A 17794-nucleotide genomic window follows, 5' to 3' on the forward strand; every position below is an offset into this window, starting at 1 on the left:
CTCCGGAAACACCGCTTCCTTCAGAAGGCAGCGCCGCTGTCCTTCCAGTCACCAGTCTTCCGATGGAGGATGCCGCCGATAAAGGCGCGGGCGCGCCTGAGCTGGAAGCTTCCGGCCCCAAACTCTACAAGGTCGGAACACTTGTTTATACCCGCACGGCTCTATTGACCGTGCTGGTGTGGATGCTTTTCGGCGACCTGTGCCTGTCGATCATGGAATCGACTGTGCCCGCGATTGTACCGCTTCAGTTGCGCTGGGTCGGGGCCAACGACGTGATTATCGGGCTTTTTACGGCGGGGATTCCCGCCGTTTTGAGCCTTGTTTTCAGTCCGCTGGTCGGGATACAGAGCGACCGCTGCCGTAGTCGTTGGGGGCGTCGGCGGCCTTTCATTTTCCTGTTCACGCCGGGCGTGGTCATCAGCCTGGTGTTGCTCGGATACAGCGAGCCCATTGCCCATGCTCTCTATGCGGCGCTGCCCTGGGATCAGTTCGGGATCACCCGGAGCAATGTGCAAATGGGGCTGATCGGATTATTCTCCTCCAGCTTCATCATCTTTAACATCTACATCCTTTCGGGCTACCAGTTCCTGTTCAAGGACGTGGTGCCCGAAGAGGTTCTGGGCAAATTTGTCGGCGTTTATCGGGCCATCGGAGCCATTGGCGGATTCCTCTTCAACCGCTACCTCTTTGGCAACGTCGATACGCATGTCTCTGAAATCTATGTCGGCTCGGCGCTGGTGTATGCCGTCGCGTTTCTGCTCATGGTCTGGCGGGTCAAGGAGGGCGAATATCCTCCCCCGGAGCCGCGTCCGGCCCGGCGCAATATTTTCCGCGGCATCGGTGATTATTGCCGGGTCTGTTTCAGTCACTCGTTCTACCTGAAGATCTATACGCAGGGCCTGTGTTTCTGGTGTGCCTGGGTGCCGTTCATGACTTTCATCGTGTTTTTCGCTACGGCCGCCAACCGTGACGGCTATGAGGAAACGTTGGGCCTGAGCCTGGGCGAATTCGGTAAGCTCAAGGGCTGGACGATGCTGCTGCAGGTACCGGTATTCTTTATCGCGGGGGCACTGGTTGACCGTTTCCATCCCTTGCGTGTCCTGTTGGCCGGAAGCGTGCTTACGTTCATCACGTACGTGGGCGGGTTCCTTTTCATCGGCAGCAGCAACGGGTTGCTGTTTTGGTGGCTGCTTAACGCAGTGGGTTGCGGCGTCTTTCTGGCGTCCTATCTGGCCATGCTGACCCGCTTGCTCCCGGCGGCCAAATTCGGCCAGTTCTTCAGTGCCAACTCCGTCATTTTTCAGGCGGGGCTGGCCCTGTCGCCGATCCTGTGCGGCGCGCTGCTGGAGGGGATCCGCGACTATCGCTATGTTTTTATCTGGTCGGCCGCTTTTTCACTGGTGGGGGCCATCTTCGGTGTCGCGCTGTTCCGGCAGTGGAAGCAGCTTGGCGGTGACGAGCACTACACGCCCCCCGAGACTTCGTCATCCGCGTCCTGAGTGTTGTTGAACCCAGCTGTGATTAAACTATCCTTGATTTTCCATTTTTAATTATACCCATTATGAAAGCCATTGTCCGTCCTGCGCTTGCCCTGATAACACTCCTGCTGGCCACGTCTGCCAGCGGAGCCCAAACGCCGCCGGCGTCGCCTTTTCAGGATGGCAGCCGGGTTGTCGCCGTGGGCGACAGCATCACCAATGCCGGCCTGTACCAAGGCTACGTCTATCTCTATCATCTGACGCGGTTCCCGGAGCGGCAGATTGACATATTCAACGCCGGAATCTCGGGGGATACCGCCCAGGGTGCGTCTGATCGCTATGGTTGGGATATCGAACCGCTCGATGGCAATGCGGCCTCCGTCATGTTTGGCATGAACGACGTGTCCGGTTCGGATCTGTACCCGGCGGATGGGCAGGGCGCGGATATTGAGGCCAAGCGCCTCCAGCGCGTTGACGCCTATGAGGCCAATATGCGGGCGCTGGTCAAGCGCCTGATGGATGACGGTATCGACCCGATCCTGCTGACCCCCTCTCCGTACGACGACACCTCAACTATGGAGGCCGCCAACCAACCGGGCCGCAACGCCGTGCTGGCTGAGTGCGGGCGGCGCGTCGAGGCCATCGCCGCTGAGAACGGCCTCGTCGTGGTGGATTTCAACACCCCGATGACCGAGCTGAACCAGCGTCTCCAGCAGGATGACCCGGCTTTTACGCTTGTCGGCAAAGACCGCGTGCACCCCGGTGAGAGCGGGCATCTCGTCATGGCCTACCTTTACCTGAAGGGCTTGAACGCCCCCGCCGATGTTGCCCGTGTCAGCCTGGATGCCCGGACGGGGGCTGTCGCCGACGAGTACCGCTGCGCGGTCAGCAACGTCAAGCGCAGCGCCGACAGCCTCAGCTTCGACTATCTGGCGGAGGGGATTCCCTTCCCCGTCAGCGATGGCGCTCGCCCCGCGCTCGACTGGATTCCTTTTACTGACGAGCTTAACCGCGAGATGCTGACCATCACCGACCTGCCCAAGGGAAGCTACCGCCTGAGCATCGACGGCAAGGCCATTACCACCTTGACGGCTGCGGAGTTGGGAGCCGGGGTCAACCTCACCGCTTATCCCGACACCCCGCAGAATCAGCAGGCTAAGCAAGTGCAGAGTCTGTACAATGCCAAGTATCGTTCGCCCATCGCGAAGCTCCGCGCGATCGCCTTTGTCGAGCATGCCTGTTGCCGCGGAATGCCGCACCCGCTGACGCTGCAGCAGGTGGAGCCCAAGCTGGAAAACTGGGTCGCCTCGGCCAGGGGTAAGCCGTATCAGGGCTACTTCCGCAAATGTGCCGACGAATACAAGCTGAACAAGCCCCAGCAGCTGAGCCTGATGGAGCAGGCCGAGCAGGCGCTGCCCGCCATTCGTGCGGCTGCCCAGCCTCGGCAGCATCAAATATCGGTTACCCGTATTTAGAGCAAGCGGTTTAAATAAAGTCGTAGCCGACACAGAAAGGCCGAATGGCTAAATGGTTAAAATGGCTAATTGTTGTTTTCCCCGTTCCGCGTCCAACAATTAACAATTGGCCATTTAGCCATTTAACTATGGTGGCTACAGTATTTCTTAATCCCCTCTAATAGGGAAAGTTTTTATCCTGCTTTTCCGGCTGTTTGGTGTCTTGGGGATGCCAAGCTGTCCGGGGACGGAACGACCGGGGGGCGATGAGGTATCGCCCCCTTTTTTTTGCGCCCGGCGGCTGGGTTTTGTGCGCCAGTCTGTCGATGCCAAGTCCGCTTGGTGTGCCTCTTGGGGAGAGGCGAAGACTGGAGTGTCTTGGCTCGAAAGCCAGCGCTTGCGCTCCCGGTCTGGTGGCGAAGGCTCGCTCTGCGGCTGAGGGGCGGGGTGGCTTTGGCGCTGCTTGTTCGTTGCCGATCAAGGTCGAGTCATGTCGTCGGTTGGGCAGGACAGATCCGCAAGTATTATGGCCTAAATGAGCTGCCGGGAAAGCTGAGCCAAGATGTTTGTGTGCGGGCGCAGGTGGCTTGAGGGGGAGCTTGAAAAATAAAACGCTCCCATGCGACTGGCATGGGAGCGTCAATGAAGGGGCTTGTGGCAGGGATGTCGTTTTGCCGGACAACTCGCTTCTTACCTTCCCTCGGGCTGGTCCGGGCCGATATTGGCGAAGGGGATTTCCTTCAGTTCCGGGATCAGGTTGAAGAGACCGGAGTCGGCGTTGGGGACGAAGCGGTTGGTTGCCGGGTCGAAGTGTCCGGGCGGGGTGTCGATGGTTATGTTGTCGTCAACATCGCCGTACTCGACGACGGCATCATGGATGCCTTTCTTGCCCATAATGATCGGGGTTTGGAAGAGCAGGTTGTCGTAAATGGCGTCACCCTTGGGAATGGCCGGGCTATCGTCTTTGAGTGTCAGCAACTCGGGGTAGGCCGCCGCCCAGGCTGGCTGATTAAGGGGGGCTTTGGCCAAGTCATCGTTCAGGGTTTTCCAGGCCGGGGCGGCCCAGGTGGTGTAGGCCTCGCGCATGTCGGTCGCTCGCATCATGTTTTCGACATCGATAAAGATGTTGTTGATGGCGCTGTTGTCGCGGCCGCCGTTGAACATGAGTCCCTGGGCGACGTTGATGAAGATGTTGCCCTCGACGGTTGTGCCGGAAAACCCGTCGTCCAGATAAATGCCGGAAACCCGGTGGGTGCCCTGTTTGAAGCCAGTGATGTCGCGCATCAGGTTGTAGCGGATGACGGTGCCGCGCGAGGTCCAGGAGCGTCCGGCGTAGATAGCGGAAGCGTCGTCCGACTCCTGGCAGACATCGTGGATGTAGTTGCGCTCAATCAGGTGGTTGTTGCCGGAGAAAATGATGCCGACATGGGTGCCATCGGAGATATCGTTGCCGATGGCGGAGTTGCCCACTCCGGTGAGTGAGATGGCGGGCCGGTAGGTCTTTTCGATGCGCGCGTAGTTGCGGATGGTGGAATTGCTGATCAGGTGCCCGCCGGGCTGAAGCGTGCCCGTATCTCCGCCCTTGGCGCTGATGCCGCCGATGCCGGTATTGGTGATTACCGACTGGTTGACGATGTGGTTTTGCCCGCCGTTGATACTGATGCCGCTGCCGCCGAAGTTGGTTATCGTGCAGTTCTGGATCTGAATGTTTTCTCCGTTGTTAATGCTGATGGCGTTGCTGCGCCCGGTGGAGAATTCGAGGCCTTCGATGCGGATATGGGCGGCGTTCTGTGTGAGCAGAAGCGGGTTGCTGGTGAGTGAAATATCCACTGAGGCATCCGCGCTGGTGGAGGCGGGCGGGTAGAGGTAGAGAATGCCGTGTTCACGGTCCAGGTACCATTCTCCGGGGGTGTCGAGTTCTTCGATCAGGTTGTAGATATAGAAGCGTTGGCCTTCTTTGATGCCGTAGCCGCTGGGCTGGACGGAGCGAATGGTGTTCGTCTTGGTGTCGAAGGACTCGACCTGAACGGCCTGGTCGCTCCAGTTGTGGTACCAGTAGCCGTGCATCATGGCATCGGGGGCCGTGCTCCATTGGGCGACCTTGGCCGGGTCGAACTCAAAAGTAAAACCGCGGGGTGTGGCCGGGCGCTCTGCTGGCGGGACGTAGGGACTGTCCGCGTGTTTGGCGCCTTTTTGGTCTTCCATCCAGGATCGGATGATGTCGCCCTTGTCGCTGACTTTGCCCGTCTTGGTGTAGTCGGTATTCGGCCAGCGGGCGATTTGAAGAGGGGTGCCGCCGAGGAAGATTTCCGATGCCTGGCGCCCGATCCGGTATTGGGTTTGTTGTTGAAGAAAGGACATGCTGTGCCCGAAGAGCGGGAGCGGCTCAAATTGGGATATGCCGCGCGCCCGCAAGTCAATTTCCAGGACGTGGCCGCGGGCGTTCTCGGGGATGCGTGCGAGGGTCTCGGGCTTGGTGACAGGGGTGAAATCGGCCAGAGGCACGCTGATGCCGCCGCTCAGTCGCGCCTGTTTTCCGGGGGCCGACATTATCCTGAGGGGGGCCTGCTCGGTGCCGGAGTCTTTTGAGGTGAGAGTTAGCGGCTCTTTTCGGAGGGAGATGTCTCCGACGAGGACGATCTCTGCGCCCTCCGTGGCGAGTTTGCCTGTGTGCCTGAGTTCGCGGATGCGATCCCTGGCGCGTTCGAGGGTGGCGAAGGGGGCTTCCTGGGTGCCTGCGGCCTCGTCTGAGCCCGTAGCGGAGACGTAGTAGCGCTGGAGGGAAGAGGAGGGAGGCGGAGGGGGGCTTGCTTCAATTGTTTGCTTTTCGACGGAGCGTGAGCAGCCGCAGGTGGCCAGGATTATTGCCAGGGGGAGGAGGAAGGGGCGTCGGGTCATTGGGTTACAGTTTGGTATGGAGTGTGTGATTACTCGGAGACTGGTTAAATGCTTCAGCCTGTAGATATGTATTTTTCATGTAGGGAGCAACAAGAATTGATGCAATAAAAATATTTTCTGATTTTTAAATCATCAATGAATCAATATTTAAGTTGCTCTATATTAATATTTAAATATTAATTTTGAGATGAATCTATTGTTTTATTTTTTTATATTTGTCAGTTTTTTTGGCCTATCAATCATCAATGTGCTTGACGTGTGTCTGTTGTTGTGATGGTTTTGAGTCAGTTGATTAACATTGTTCGCATCAAACACACAAACCCCATATACTGATGAAAAATACTGGTTATTTCCGTTTGCTTACTAAAGCATTGAGCATGCTGGCGGTTTCGGGCGCAGGCCTTGCGGCAGTTTCTCATGCGCAGACTCTGCCTTATTCGTATGATTTCGAGGGCCTGACCCCCGGGACGGTCAGTCCTCTGGCCGGTAATATTAACGGCCCTGCCAACGCCTACGGGTGGTATGGATCTAATTTTTCCACGAATAAGCGCGTGACGGTTTCCGGCGATATGAATTCCCCCTGGGATGTCGGCGGCTCGCAGTCTGCGGCTTTGGTCTATCAGGCTAATGAGCCGACGCCGTTGCCCTCGCTGTACAACTATTTCACCAATCGGACGAACCTGTATAACTATCCCTCCAATGTGAATGTCACGGGTTCGTTGGGGGCGAGTTTGACCGGGTCCGGCTACACGATGGCCTGGGATTTCTATTCCACGCTCCTGAATACGCAGCCGCAGTTCCGGATCAATTCATCGACGGAGGTGAATGCTATCCTGTTTGATATCCGCAGCGAAACCCATTATCTGCGGTATTACCAGAACGGAGCGACCACCATTGACGAGAGCTATGCCTTCAAGGACAATACTTGGTATCGCTTCGAGGTTTCCAATATTGATGTCGTGAACAAGACCTGGGATCTCGACGTCTATGAATGGGATGGGACATCGGGGACGACCGTGATTTCCCTCTCGGGCCTGGGCTTTAATGCCGCGGCAACAGATCTCGATTATTTCCGCATGCAGGTTAACACTACGACCAACAGCACTGGCTATCAGTACTACCTGGACAACTTCTCGATCATCCCTGAGGCGTCCTCGGCTGCGTGGCTCCTGCTTGGCTTGCCGGTGTTGTTCCTGCGCCGCTGGTGGCGTAAGTAGGCTCCGATAGCCTTTGTTGCCTCGCGGGTGTGATCGTATCGTCTCGCTTGGTTGATTTGACTGCCCGTTGTGCACATTCCCGGTCGTAGCGGTCGGGGTGCGGCCAGCGGGCAGTCTGTTTTTTTTGCTGTGTTTTGTTAATAGGAACATGAAGTTCCGGACGGACTGCGGTTCTGCTACACACAGACGGAGCATGAGCCCGAACGATTTGATTCTCTGATGATGGATAATTGCCTGATAACAAATAGCGAGAACCCCTTGCGCGCGGTTGTCGTGCCTGGGCGCGGGGCAGCCCGTTGCGTGACGGCCGGAAAAATCGGAACACTTGCGGCGCTGGCAGCCGCATTTGTGTTCGCAGGCTTGGCGCAGACGCTTTCCGCCGCGGAGCCTTTGCGCCTGTATGTTTCGGCGCTTGCTTCGGCTGATGGCCGACAGGATGGCTCTGCGCAAAAGCCCTTTGCTTCGCTGGAAGCTGCCCGCGACGCGATTCGTGAGCATGTCTCCGACTCGGGGTATCCGGCGGGCGGTGTGATTGTCGAAATCGCTGAAGGTATGTATTGCGTAGAGCGTGGGCTGCAATTGGGTGCCGAGGATTCCGGGCGCCCTGGTGCGCCGGTGGTTTATCGGGGGATGGGCAATGTACGTTTCAGTGGCGGTGTTACGCTTCAGGCTGAGGATCTTTCGCCCGTTACGGACAGTGCAGTGTTGGCGCGTCTTCCTGCGGAAGCGCGTGGACGTGTGATGCAGGCGGATTTGCGTGCTCTGGGTGTTGAAGCGGACTTTGACCCGATGCCTTTATCCGGGCACAGTATGGATTACGTGGAGAACGTAACCGGGTACCGGCGCGGTCCGGCTGCGATTGAGCTTTTTTTCGGGGGCAGGGCGTTGCCAGTTGCCCGCTGGCCAAATGACGGTTACGCGGTGATTGCGAGTGTTGTCGAGCAGGGCTCGGTGCCGCGCAACTGGCAGGAGGATATGGTCGGGCGGGTCAATGCCGCACAGGAGGAAGTTTACGTTGCTCCCGCGGATCGCGACAACCCGCCGCGCGGCTTCGCAATTCGCATCGACACGGATCGCCCGCTGCGCTGGGCCGGTGCGACAGAGGCAATGCTGTTTGGCTACTGGTTTTACAACTGGTCTGACCAGACCGTCGAGGTTGGCGGTATCGCGGCAGACGGAACGATCCGCAGCGTGCAGCCCTCGGCTTACGGAGTGAAGGCGCAGCAGCCGTTCTTCGTTTACAATCTGCTGGAGGAACTGGATGCGCCGGGTGAGTGGTACCTCGACCGCAAGGCGGGTATGCTTTATTTGCTGCCGCCGGCGGGAGGGGCAATGGCGGGCGACATCGAACTGTCGGTGCTGTCGCAGCCGTTTGTGGAGTGCCTTGACGCTTCGTACATTACCTTTGAGGATATCGCGTTTGCTACCGCGCGCGGCGATGGCATTACCGTTCGCAACGGGCGTGAGGTAGTGATCTCGGGTTGTCGCTTCGAGCAGTTCGCCGGGCGGGCGGTGAATATTAACGGCGGCTCCGGGCATGCGGTACTTCGTAGTACGATTACCAATACCGGTGAGGGTGGCATCCTGCTGAACGCGGGGAGTCGCAAGACGCTGCAGCCTGCGGGTTTGCGGGCAGAGCACAACGAGATCACGCATTTCGCCCGTCTCAAGCGCACATATACGCCGGCAATTGATATCAAGGGTGTCGGCAACCGTGCGATTGCCAACCGCATCAGCGAGGGGCCTCACGTGGGCATTCGTTTCGACGGTAATGACCATGTGATCGAGGGGAACTCTATCTCGCGTGTCTGTCTTGAGGCGGACGACATGGGGGCGATCTACGCTGGGCGCGACACCAGTGGGCGCGGAACACTCATTCGCTACAACTATATTTTCGACATCCCATACCCGGACAATGTGTCAAAACCGATTGGCCGCCACGGAGTCTATTTGGACGACCAGTTCTCGGGGACTCGGATTGAGAACAACGTTTTCAGCGATATCTCGGGCCTCGTCGTTGTTATCAACGGTGGCCGTGACAATGCTGTGCTCAACAATACCTTTGTGATGACCAAGGACGAAAGCGAAAAGGCGCGTACGATGTCCCGCTTTGCCGCGGTGGCTATCTCCAATATCGGCATGGATGCCCGCCGCCATTCAACGGGGCGCAATGGCTTGCCGCCGATTGCCGACCCTGAGTTTTTGTCCACCCCGGCCTATGCGAAGTACCCGAACTTTGTGAATGTCGCCACTGACCAGCCTTCGAGGCCGAAGTACAACACCGTTGAGGGCAATACGGCGATCGGTATTCCGATGTTTTTCTTCCACAACTTCCGTCCGCAGGAACTGTCACTCGAAGAGGTGTTGCAGGACAACATCGTCCGAAACAACACGCAGATCGAACCCGGGCCGTAGTACGTCGGTTTCAGGTGCGCTTTACCGATAGGGCAATGGTCTTCGAGCGCGACCGCTCCGGCGGAGCTTTCTCGCGATCTGGTTGTGGCAATTGGGGGTGCTGGTCATGGCCTCGTTTTTGTGGAAGCCGAGAGAGGGGCAGAGGGAGCAATGTCGTTGTCCGTGCCTGTAAAATGAGCAGGCTCGGGGAGGTGGCGGTCAACTGACCGTGGATAATAACCAGGACCTGTACGGGGCCTGGAGGCCTCGGGGGGGGGTAAAGAGGGCTCGGTTGCCTGCTTAGGGCGCGCGAGGCGAGATTATCGTACGGTGGTCGGGGCGTTGGGTTTGGTGACGCCAAATGGCGGCTTTTGGCTTGCACCTTCGGGTGGTGCCAACCTGCGCGGATGCCCGGTCCTGTACGGGTAGCCGATCTGTGCGCGGCAGCAGCCTGTGTGGGCGCCACCCGAAGGCGCGAGGGTGGCTTGCTGTTGGCCTGCGGGAGGGGGCTTTTGTCTCGCGGATGCAGTTCGCGCCGATGGGCCGACTTCTGGTTTGCCCCAAGTTGACGAGGTGGCAAGCGTCGGTTACATCTCAGTTGAAGAGAAAAATGGTCGGGCTGAGAGGATTCGAACCTCCGACCCGTTTTCTGCGATATCGTTGGTCGTTAACCCACATAAATACTGGGAATGATGGTCTCTGCGACATTGACAAACATGAGCGATATTCTTACTTTTATTATTACTCTATGGCCAGTATTTGGAAACATCCCCGGTCCCGCTACTGGAGCGCGTGCTTCACCGATGCCTCCGGTCGGCAACGCAAGAGGAGCACCAAAGAGACCGACCGGAAGAAGGCTTTGAAAATCGCTGAGGCCTGGGAGAAGGAGTACCGCGTGACCCGGACTGAGGAGCAGACGCGCAAGGTGTTTGCGGAAATCCGCCGCGAGATTCACGGAGAGACCACCCTCGACCAATCCATTGAGCAGTACTTGCAGGAATGGCTCACCAGCAAGAAGAAGGAAATCAGCGGAGCGACCTGGAGCAAGTACGAGTATGCGGTCCGCCATTTCTGTGACTGGCTGGGCGAGACCCGCGAGAAAGATTTGAGTGCGCTGACACCTGCTCTCATTCGACGCTGGAGAGATGCGCTTGCCGAGAAGCTCGCTGCCAAGACCGTGAACAACGCGCTGAAGGTCTTGGGGGTTGCCCTGGGACAGGCGGAATCGAGTGAGCAGATCGAGCGCAACCCTGTGTCCAAGGTCAACTCTCTGAAACTCGATACGGTGACACGGCCGACTTTTACCCTGCCTCAACTGAAGAGAATCCTGTCGGTCGCGAAGGGGGAGTGGTACGGGATGACTTTGGCCGGGCTCTACACGGGGCAACGTCTGCGCGACATTGCGACGCTGACCTGGGGCTCCGTTGACCGGGAAAGGGAGGAGCTTACCCTCATTACGAGTAAAACGGGAAGGACCGTAGGTATTCCGATTGCCTCGCCTTTGATGGATTACCTGAGGAAGGAACCGACCCCGATTGATGGGGGTGTCCCAGTTTTTCCGGATGCGTACAGGACGGTTGTTGAACAGGACCGGACAGGCACGCTCAGCAATCAGTTTTACGGTATTCTCGTCAATGCGGGCCTGGCTAAACCCCGCTCCAAGAAGAGCACGGGAACTGGGCATTCTGGTCCTAGGGAACGTGGAGGTCTGAGTTTCCATTGCCTGCGGCACACTGCCACCTCCTTGCTCAAGAATGCCGGCGTTTCGGAAGCTGTTGCGATGGACATTATTGGGCATGATTCCAAGGCTATCAGCACCCTTTATACTCACATCGAGGTGGATGCCAAGCGTCAGGCCATCTCAAAGCTGCCTGATGTGACTTCGGGGTCTCTTTCTTCGGGGCAGCAGTAGGTCTGTTCGGCTGACTCTGTCCGATTATTCACCACCGATAAAAAAACAGGCGGGGCCGTGTAGCCCCGCCTGGGTGATGAGATGAGTGATCAGCCTGCTTGCAGGCTGACGAGCTTCGTCAGGTAGCCAACTTGAAGTGCTCCCGGAGCCACTCAATGAGTTTCTGGGCATCATCCGCGGTGCACTTGACTCTCGTGATCGCGCTCTTCGCCCTGCGGTAAGCGGAAGGAGATCCCTTCCTAGCCGGGTGGGACTTACCGTCGCGCCCGACGCGCTTCCCGTTCTGGGCGCTCTCTCGATGGTTGCGGACGGATGACTCGGAGACCCCGCACAGCTCGGCGATGGCGACATTGCTCAGCTCGTGGAAGTGCTGGAGGGCGATCCCGATGGCCTTACGTTTGTCCGCGCTGGTCCTTCTGAGCCCATGAGTGGAGTTGACACCAAGTGCGTAGCGAATCGCCTCACACAGCCCCCCTTCGTGAATCTCCGCGGTGATCGTCGTCCGGTTGCAACGTTCGTGGGCAAACAATCGGTGGAAGCCGTCCGCCAGATAGAGCTTTGCCCCGTCATGAGTACCGAAGAGAATAACTGGCGGGAAGGTCCCACCGTCCTTCAGTGTCTCCGCATACTCCGAAACCGTCCGCTCATTGATCTTCTCCCGTACCTGGCACTCTGATTCTCGGATGATACGACTGATCGCAACTTCCTTGTATCCCATGCTTGGGGATGCGGACGATGCCATCGGGAGAGGTTCCGAGGTAGTGGCGATGATTTCCTCCGACACGGCCTCCGATGGCTCAACCGCGGGAGCTTCACTCGCCGCTGGAATTGCCTCCGATGTACGTGAAGGGGAACGGGGGGCATCAAGCCCCCCGTTGGGAGTTTGAGGTACCGGAGATACCTCCGGTACCTCGTCCTGGATTGGACGGCGATGCTTGCCGGCCTTTTCAGAGTTCAGGAAGGCGATAAAATCGCCTCCCCTGACCTGATAGCGGCGGGCGCCACCTTCCCCGCTTGAGGTTGAGGGGATGTGGTCTCCCTTCACCCAGTTGATGACGGTGTTCTTGGGAATTTCGGCAAGCTTCGCGAGCTCACTGGGCGCATAATATTGATCGTTCTCGATCATTGTTAATCTTGGATTCATGATTATTGTTTCCTGTCGTTAAACTCAGCGCCGGCCTCGCGGCTATCGCTGGTCTTCAGAACCGTGCGTGAGACTTTCACCTCACACGGCTCCTCCGATGAATAGGCAGTGTCCTCTTCTCTCAGGCTCTCCCAGGCATCCGAGATGTCCCGGTTCTGCTCCGCATAGCGGAGGGCGAGAATGTGTGGCTTGCGCCGCCATCCTGACCTGTCATAAGGGCTGTGGCCCTTGGGCACCTTGACCCGGGGGCGAATCTTCGTCTCGCGGTGAAGTGCGAGTACCGGTACATCGGGGCCAGCGGGCTTGAAGGCCCAAGGCTTACCGCCGTTGAAGTATTTGTCCCGGATCCATGCCCATGACTTGTTACCGTGCCTTCTCTTGGCCCATCTCTTCAAACGCTTGAAGAGGAGGTTATCCAGGCGGGAGAACGCCCGAGAGGAGTTCGTGTCAGCGTAGGATTGGGCCCATCCCCGTATGATCGGGTTTAGGGCCTTGATGAGTTCTTCCTGCGACTTGGCGTTATGGTAGCCGATGATCCGGGCCAGCTCGGCGTGGTGCCGCTTCTGGGATTCCATGCTGGGGAATACCAGCGTGATGAATCCGTTACGGCTCTTCTTCTGCTGCGGTGAGCGGGCGAACTGGCGCAGGGTGTACCCAAGAAAATCCACTCCGTCTCGCACGGAGACGATTTCGGTCTTCTTCGGGTGCAGGTTAAGTCCGATCGGGTTCAGGTACTCCTCGACGAGCCCGAGGGCTGCCTGAAGGGCCTGAGGGGCCTTGTGGACCATGCGGATGTCGTCGGCATAGTCGAATGATACCGGGGCGCTGATCGGGGCGGAGATGGCCTGAGACATATTGCTCAAGGCCCAGGAGTGCCCAGTTGGTGATCAGGCCTGAGAGAGGACCTCCTTGCGGGGCGCCCTTCTCGGTGAGATACCATTTGTTGTCTTCCATGTAGCCGGCCCGCAGTATCCGTCTGAGATAGCACTGCATCGCGGGCCATGTCTCGATCCGCTGGAGTACCCAGTTGTGGTCGAGACGGTCGAAGCATTGCTTGATGTCGCATATGGCGACGTATTTGCCTTCAACCTTGTCCAGATAGTTGCGAAGGGCCTTGGCGGCATCGCTACGGGAGCGTCCGGGCCGGAACCCGTACGCGTCCGGGGCCTGAGTGACCATGCTGGCCTCCAACTGAGGCTCAAGGGCCATTCGGACGAGTTCCTGAATGGCGCGGTCGCGGATGGTCGGGATGCCCAGGGGGCGCTTTTCGGCTTTTCCCGGTTTCGGGATGTAGGTCCGTCGAACGGACCGGGGCCGAATTGTGATGGACAGGTTTGAGGCTAGCTCACGCTTCTGTCGAGGGCTCAGTCGGGACACCCCGTCGATTCCGGAGGTGCTCCTTCCTTTGCTGACTTCGGTAACCTTGCGCACTGCCTGTTGATGGGCAGCGTGGTTGGTCAGGAGCAGACGTTGCAGTCTGATGCCTGCCTTTGAGTTACCGTTTCTATAGGCCTTGAATATCCGTTCCTGGAGTCGGCGCACCTTCCGGGATAAATGTTCCCAGGGTTCGGTGTTCCAGATATCGTCTGCGGGTGCATTCTTCATATCGCAAGACTCCGGTTGTGGTATTCGCATTCATCGGTGCGGGCGTCTGCATATCCGCCGGGCTTTCCCCGGGGCGTTGGCTTCTCCCGCAATCCTTCCCGCCGGTGCGTTACGGCCGACTGCCGCCTGTGTACGGAAGACCATACACAGCACTCACCGGGGGTTACTCCGTTCCGACTAACCGTAATCACATCCCTTAGGCTGCCTAAGTCCGCCGCGTCCGGCCCGGTCGATGTTTCGACCGGGAAGAATGAACGGGAAAAGCGTCCACAGACCTCCCCCCTCCGAACGATTGGTTGCCTGGCAACACCATAAGCAACCTCCTCCTTACGACGGTATCCGGGCTTCAAACCATTCTTAGCCATAGGATGTACGCTCGCCGATCCTCCGGACGGTGCTCCAGATTGCTCGGCTTCTACCCGGCTTCGGACGGAGGTGGAGTCACCGACCTCCGCACGCGGGCATGCAGTCACTGCGTCATTGACAGGGTGGGACTTGGCAACAGGTGCCTCACCCACACGGTTAATCAGTTGTGCCATGATAAACATGGCCCACTGGTCTCTGACGCCCCCGGCGGGGGCATCATTTACAGCGAACGGATCGCACGTGGACATGGACGGCCTCCCTTCTGGTTAGTTGGGACGGGCAGAGCTTTCATAACTCTGGGCCGCTTTCGTTGCCAGTCCGTTCAGGTAATCGATCAGGCTGGCATAGTGAATGAGGCGGATGCCACGGATGGCATTTCGCTTCTTCTGCACCACCGACTTGACCGGCGGCTTGTGCTGATTCACCCCCGAGGGGAGAATCAGTTCGTTGAGGGTCGAACGGGATAACCCGGTGTACGGACACCGCGCTCCCGGCTGAGGCAACCGGATAAACTCCGGCTGTGGGTGAGCGTCGTTGTGCGACGTTACTGTGGTCGTATGGTTTCTATGTATCATCGGGGGCATTATTGCACACCCCCCGATAAATCACATCGAACGGATTGCTGGTCATTCGTTCGACTTCTCGTGAGCAAGAGCTTTAAAGCTATTGCGTAGAGCACGCCTAATGCCCCGATTATAGGCCTTTTCTTCTGAATCGGGAGTTAGCTCTCTGCCATCTTTTTTACGATTTATGCTACTATCTACCTCCGACTTCCCAAGACGCTCCAGGATTTCGCTCCAGCGATAAGGAGAACCCTTACTGAAGTGCAGGAGGATTTTGTAGCCAACCTCGAACCACTGCTCCCAGTTAGACTCTCCGAATTCGCCACAGTCAATAAGCTCCTGGCGAAGCTCACTCGGGAACGGGTAAACATCTTTGAGAGTAATCCCGAGACGCGGAATTGAGCGTCTGACGTACTTACAGTAATCCAACAAGACTATGGCCGGCTTGGTTCGCATAGCGTCTTCGTCCGGCCCCCTTGTCGCAGGCTTCCTCTTCCCGGACTTACTTTTAGCCGACTTACCTTCGACCCGAGTTAAGGCTAATCCGTATTCAGACAGTTTCTCTTTAACACCATTCGCGTCTTTATCACGCGGCCCAACCATGAGCGGCCATTTCGCTTTATCCTTTGCGATCTTTCTGACAATAGAAGCATTTTCTTTTTTATCACAAAGCTGTTGAAGCATAGTTGTCGCACTCGATGCAACGAGTTCCAGCATCAAGATCGAGTTGCGAACATTTCGTTCGCGATCATCGTAGTAGTCGGGAGGAGGAGTATGCGCATTTTCTGCAATAATCGACAAATTAGCCAATGAAGTGTACGCGAGGCTTTCAACGGATTCTGTGACGGAAACACTATCTTCCTGCCGAAGAAGTATCCACATACCTTTCGTATACTCTTTGAAATCGTTTTCTGCGAAATCCCTAAAGATTACAGCAGCTCTATGTCTCCCGGAATCGCTTTCACAGGAGGTGGCATTCACCTGCGAAAGCTCTATGATTTTTTCATGCTTAAAAGGTGGGGAACAGAATTCACCGAAGCATAAACTATTGGGATTATACTCTGGGAAAGGCGCGCTATAAAACGCGTTTCCGATTTGATAGTAAAAGGGGTACTGTACCTTTTCTGATTTAGACTGAGAAGATAGTTTCTTAGCCCTCATTTTTGGCGAACCTGACATGGGTAGTATGCTAGTGGTTTGGTACCTGCCATACAATAACTATTCTTATGGACGCTATCTCTTGCCATTTTCCATGACGAGTCGTGGAAAATGATTATTCGGAATCGGCACTATGGTATCTTGATCCCCAGATACTAAATTATGTGATGTCGTCTGTTCGTGTAAATGCCCATGCATATCAAACGGTTCGGGGATTAAACGCCCCCCTTTCCTACTAGGGGTAAGCAGAAAAATGCTATCTTGGCCGACTTGCACAAGGATAGGTGCAGACTTTATTTGCGGTGGACGTTTCCGCTGGTGACTAGCCTGCTATTTTCGGAGAACATGGGGGTGATGAGTGGCGACGCGCTCGACGGAGGAGAGGCTTACTTGTGGACGCGGCTGCTGGCGACCTTGCGGACGGGTTTTGACTTCGTGGGGAGGGTCGGGGCGAGGAACTCATGCGCTTCCAGGCTGAAGGCCCGGGCGATCCGCTCGACCGTGCTGACCCAGATCTCCTTCTTGCGGCAGGACTCGATCTGCTGGAGGAATTTCTCGGACATGTCGGCGAGCTCCGCCAGCTCCTGCTGGGTCATGCCATGTTTCTGGCGCAGTTCTCGGCTTCTTTGGGCGACACGTTCGACTGAGTTCACCCCAGCGATCATAGTGGAAAAGGCTTGCTATTGTTACCAGTGATCACTGGGGTAACCGGGCCATGGTAAAACTACTGATTCTGCTTATAACGTCTTTCGTCTGGTTGGGGCTTGCCGGTCTTTGTGGCTGTGCGGCAACGGTCTCTTCTCCTAAAGAGGAAGGCGGTGTTAACCCTGCTGAGCCCGGAGTGTCCTCTGGCCCACGGGCAGCGGTGCTGTGGACTCCCTTGGGGCAGGCGGCGAGGCAGACGGACGACCCGGCGGTCATTCGCAGCCTTGTGCGGGCCGGGGAGGATCCCAGCGGGAGAAACCGCTACGGTGCGACGGCGTTGATGTACGCGGGCCTCTCCAACCCCTCGGTGGCGGTCATTCAGGCCCTGATCGCAGCCGGGGCGGACCCGAACGATGCCGACGACGATGAGTTGACCCCGCTGATGTATGCGGCCCAGGAAAACACCCCCGAGGTCGTTCGGGCCCTGCTGGAGGCGGGGGCGCTTCCGAATGCCCAAACCCAATACGGCTGGACCGCTTTGATGGCTGCTGCCGCCACCAACTCGCCTGCGGTCATTCGGGCACTGGTGGTGGGCGGGGCGGACCCCAACGGCACAGACGGATACGGGTTGACGCCGCTCATGCTGGCGGCGGCCCTGAATCCCGACCCCGCGGTGATCGAGGCCCTTGTGGAGTCCGGGGCAAAGGTGGAGGCGGTGGACGCTCGCGCAGACACGGCGCTTGATTACGCGCGTCAGCAGGACAACGCGGGGGCCGTCACGGTGCTCGTGGAGCTTGGGGGGAAATGACGTTGGAGGCGAGGTCACAGACAGTGCTCCCCTGTGCCCGGAGGCATCGCTCCGGTCGGCGGCGCCTGGCTTCCGTCCCAGTCAAGGGGCTGTTGTGCCTGCTGGGGCTTTTGGTCTCAGGGGCGGGGCAGGCGCAGGGGGCCGGGGCCTTC

12 protein-coding genes and 1 pseudogene are annotated in these 17794 nt (G+C 57.6%); 6 read left to right on the plus strand and 7 right to left on the minus strand.

Annotation, left to right across the window (positions count from 1 at the left end; genetic code table 11):
- Positions 1-62 precede the first annotated feature (62 nt).
- Together H5P28_RS09130 and H5P28_RS09135 are read left to right on the plus strand one after the other, a co-directional pair.
- Positions 63-1499, plus strand: a complete 1437-nt coding sequence (locus H5P28_RS09130) for an MFS transporter (RefSeq protein WP_185675402.1) — start codon at positions 63-65, stop codon at positions 1497-1499.
- Positions 1500-1561: 62 nt separating this feature from the next.
- Positions 1562-2953 carry an SGNH/GDSL hydrolase family protein gene (locus tag H5P28_RS09135; RefSeq protein WP_185675403.1) on the plus strand — a complete coding sequence of 464 codons (1392 nt, stop codon included), beginning with the start codon at positions 1562-1564 and terminating at the stop codon, positions 2951-2953.
- A 669-nt stretch (positions 2954-3622) separates the two neighbouring features.
- Here H5P28_RS09135 and H5P28_RS09140 read toward each other — a convergent pair.
- Positions 3623-5830 carry a right-handed parallel beta-helix repeat-containing protein gene (locus H5P28_RS09140; RefSeq protein ID WP_185675404.1) on the minus strand — a complete coding sequence of 736 codons (2208 nt, stop codon included), beginning with the start codon at positions 5828-5830 and terminating at the stop codon, positions 3623-3625.
- A 332-nt stretch (positions 5831-6162) separates the two neighbouring features.
- Here H5P28_RS09140 and H5P28_RS09145 point away from each other — a divergent pair, with 332 nt between their 5' ends.
- The 3 genes from H5P28_RS09145 to H5P28_RS09155 all read left to right on the plus strand — a co-directional run bounded on the left by H5P28_RS09145 (position 6163) and on the right by H5P28_RS09155 (position 11353).
- Positions 6163-7047, plus strand: coding sequence for a hypothetical protein (locus H5P28_RS09145; protein ID WP_185675405.1), 885 nt, complete (start codon positions 6163-6165; stop codon positions 7045-7047).
- A 219-nt stretch (positions 7048-7266) separates the two neighbouring features.
- On the plus strand, positions 7267-9462 hold the full coding sequence (locus tag H5P28_RS09150) for a right-handed parallel beta-helix repeat-containing protein (RefSeq protein ID WP_185675406.1): 2196 nt from the start codon (positions 7267-7269) through the stop codon (positions 9460-9462).
- Positions 9463-10189: 727 nt separating this feature from the next.
- On the plus strand, positions 10190-11353 hold the full coding sequence (locus H5P28_RS09155) for a tyrosine-type recombinase/integrase (protein WP_185675407.1): 1164 nt from the start codon (positions 10190-10192) through the stop codon (positions 11351-11353).
- 118 nt (positions 11354-11471) lie between these two features.
- On the opposite strand, the gene H5P28_RS09160 is transcribed toward H5P28_RS09155, so the two are convergent.
- The 6 genes and pseudogenes from H5P28_RS09160 to H5P28_RS09185 form a co-directional block, all read right to left on the minus strand.
- Positions 11472-12479 (minus strand): ParB N-terminal domain-containing protein, encoded by a 1008-nt coding sequence (locus H5P28_RS09160; protein ID WP_185675408.1) that lies wholly within the window; start codon positions 12477-12479, stop codon positions 11472-11474.
- Positions 12480-12499: 20 nt separating this feature from the next.
- A complete protein-coding gene (locus H5P28_RS09165) occupies positions 12500-13351 on the minus strand; it encodes a group II intron maturase-specific domain-containing protein (protein ID WP_246455943.1) in 852 nt (283 codons plus the stop codon).
- A 61-nt stretch (positions 13352-13412) separates the two neighbouring features.
- Positions 13413-14132, minus strand: a pseudogene (locus H5P28_RS20115) (reverse transcriptase N-terminal domain-containing protein); the annotation flags it as partial.
- 602 nt (positions 14133-14734) lie between these two features.
- On the minus strand, positions 14735-14971 hold the full coding sequence (locus tag H5P28_RS09175; protein WP_246455937.1) for a hypothetical protein: 237 nt from the start codon (positions 14969-14971) through the stop codon (positions 14735-14737).
- Between the two features lie 123 nt (positions 14972-15094).
- Positions 15095-16210 (minus strand): hypothetical protein, encoded by a 1116-nt coding sequence (locus tag H5P28_RS09180; protein WP_185675412.1) that lies wholly within the window; start codon positions 16208-16210, stop codon positions 15095-15097.
- Positions 16211-16575: 365 nt separating this feature from the next.
- Positions 16576-16854 carry a helix-turn-helix domain-containing protein gene (locus H5P28_RS09185; protein ID WP_185675413.1) on the minus strand — a complete coding sequence of 93 codons (279 nt, stop codon included), beginning with the start codon at positions 16852-16854 and terminating at the stop codon, positions 16576-16578.
- Between the two features lie 176 nt (positions 16855-17030).
- On the opposite strand from H5P28_RS09185, the gene H5P28_RS19880 reads away from it, so the two are divergent.
- Complete coding sequence (locus H5P28_RS19880; protein WP_185675414.1) at positions 17031-17642, plus strand: ankyrin repeat domain-containing protein; 612 nt, start codon at positions 17031-17033, stop codon at positions 17640-17642.
- The last annotated feature ends 152 nt before the right edge of the window (positions 17643-17794 follow it).

The organism is Ruficoccus amylovorans (assembly GCF_014230085.1).
In the GTDB taxonomy this organism is placed as follows: domain Bacteria; phylum Verrucomicrobiota; class Verrucomicrobiia; order Opitutales; family Cerasicoccaceae; genus Ruficoccus; species Ruficoccus amylovorans.